Below are 2,500 nucleotides of genomic sequence, written 5' to 3' on the forward strand. Positions count from 1 at the left end.
ATGTGTGTTCGGCGGTGTCCTACTCTCCCACACCCGGTGGGGTGCAGTACCATCGGCGCTGGAGGGCTTAGCTTCCGGGTTCGGGATGGGACCGGGCGTTTCCCCTCTGCTATCACCGCCGTAACCCTCACACCCACCCCCACTGTGGTGGGGTGGGAAAACTGTGTGTGGCTACTTGTTGGTGCCGCTATCCAATTTTTTGGTTCCCCCCACTGTCGTGGCGTCCACGTGTGGGGGTGGGTTGGTGTTTCAGGATCGTATAGTGGATGCGCGCATAAAGTGTTTGTGGGTAAGTCCTCGGCCTATTAGTACCAGTCCACTACACACATTACTGTGCTTGCATGTCTGGCCTATCAACCCACTGGTCTGGTGGGGGCCTTAACCCACATGGGGGTGGGAGACCTCATCTAGGAACAGGCTTCCCGCTTAGATGCCTTCAGCGGTTATCCCTTCCGAACGTAGCCAACCAGCCGTGCACCTGGCGGTACAACTGGCACACCAGAGGTTCGTCCGTCCCGGTCCTCTCGTACTAGGGACAGCCTTCCGCAAGTCTCCTACGCGCGCGGCGGATAGGGACCGAACTGTCTCACGACGTTCTAAACCCAGCTCGCGTGCCGCTTTAATGGGCGAACAGCCCAACCCTTGGGACCTACTCCGGCCCCAGGATGCGACGAGCCGACATCGAGGTGCCAAACCATGCCGTCGATATGGACTCTTGGGCAAGATCAGCCTGTTATCCCCGGGGTACCTTTTATCCGTTGAGCGACCACGCTTCCACAAGCCATGGCCGGATCACTAGTCCCGACTTTCGTCCCTGCTCGACCCGTCAGTCTCACAGTCAAGCTCCCTTGTGCACTTGCACTCACCACCTGATTGCCAACCAAGCTGAGGGAACCTTTGGGCGCCTCCGTTACCTTTTGGGAGGCAACCGCCCCAGTTAAACTACCCACCAGGCACTGTCCCTAAACCAGATCATGGTCCGAGGTTAGATGCCCAGTACGACCAGAGTGGTATTTCAAGATCAACTCCACCCCCACTAGCGTGAAGGCTTCACCGTTTCCCACCTATCCTACACAAGCCGAACCAAACACCAATACCAAGCTATAGTAAAGGTCCCGGGGTCTTTCCGTCCTGCCGCGCGTAACGAGCATCTTTACTCGTAGTGCAATTTCACCGGGCCTATGGTTGAGACAGCCGGAAAGTCGTTACGCCATTCGTGCAGGTCGGAACTTACCCGACAAGGAATTTCGCTACCTTAGGATGGTTATAGTTACCACCGCCGTTTACTGGCGCTTAAATTCTCCGCTTCACCAACAATGTCAGCTAACGGGTCCTCTTAACGTTCCAGCACCGGGCAGGCGTCAGTCCATATACCTCGACTTGCGTCTTCGCATGGACCTGTGTTTTTAGTAAACAGTCGCTTTCCGCTGGTCTCTGCGGCCACCCCCAGCTCCAGAGGCTAGCTCTATCACCAGGGTTGGCCCCCCTTCTCCCGAAGTTACGGGGGCATTTTGCCGAGTTCCTTAACCATAGTTCACCCGAACGCCTCAGTATTCTCTACCTGACCACCTGTGTCGGTTTAGGGTACGGGCCGTGTACACACTCGCTAGAGGCTTTTCTCGGCAGCATGGGATCACTCACTTCACCTCAACCGGCTACGCATCACGCCTCACCCACGTCATCCAAGACAGCCCGGCGGATTTACCAACCGGACGGGCCACACGCTTACACCAGTACTACCACTCACTGGCAGAGCTACCCTCCTGCGTCACCCCATCACTTAACTACCGCGGAATCAGGCCCCACGCACCACCACCCCAGATCCGAAGACCCAGAACAGTAGCGGGTGGTTAGTATCAACCGTTTCATTAGGGACGCACACACACGGGTACGGGAATATCAACCCGTTATCCATCGACTACGCCTGTCGGCCTCGCCTTAGGCCCCGACTAACCCTGGGCGGAACAACCTGGCCCAGGAACCCTTGGTCATCCGGCGGCAGAGATTCTCACTCTGCATTCGCTACTCATGCCTGCATTCTCACTCCCACACCCTCCACCACTCGCTTCCACGGCGGCTTCCCTGGATGCAGGACGCTCCCCTACCCACCCACACCACTACACACAACCCACAAAGAGGTTGAGCGGATGTATTTGTGTGAGTGACTCAGCTTCGGCGATGCGCTTGAGCCCCGCTACATTGTCGGCGCAGGACCACTTGACCAGTGAGCTATTACGCACTCTTTCAAGGATGGCTGCTTCTAAGCCAACCTCCTGGTTGTCTGGGCAATCCCACATCCTTTCCCACTTAGCGCACACTTAGGGGCCTTAGCTGGAGTTCTGGGCTGTTTCCCTCTCGACGACGAAGCTTTTCCCCCGCCGTCTCACTGCCACGCTTCACACACCTGTATTCGGAGTTTGGCTGACTTCGGTAAGCTTGTCGGCCCCCTAGGCCATCCAGTAGCTCTACCCCAGATGAGAAACACGCGACGCTGCACCTA

General features: G+C 57.1%; 2 rRNA genes (1 of these 2 cut by a window edge). Both read right to left on the reverse strand.

The features are described 5' to 3' along the window. Window positions 1–6: 6 nt before the first annotated feature. Window positions 7–123 (reverse strand): 5S ribosomal RNA (gene rrf, locus EV191_RS29875). Window positions 124–285: 162 nt separating this feature from the next. After that, window positions 286–2,500, reverse strand: a 23S ribosomal RNA gene (locus EV191_RS29880); it runs 918 nt beyond the window's last position.

It is taken from the genome of Tamaricihabitans halophyticus (genome assembly GCF_004340875.1).
Lineage (GTDB): Bacteria > Actinomycetota > Actinomycetes > Mycobacteriales > Pseudonocardiaceae > Tamaricihabitans > Tamaricihabitans halophyticus.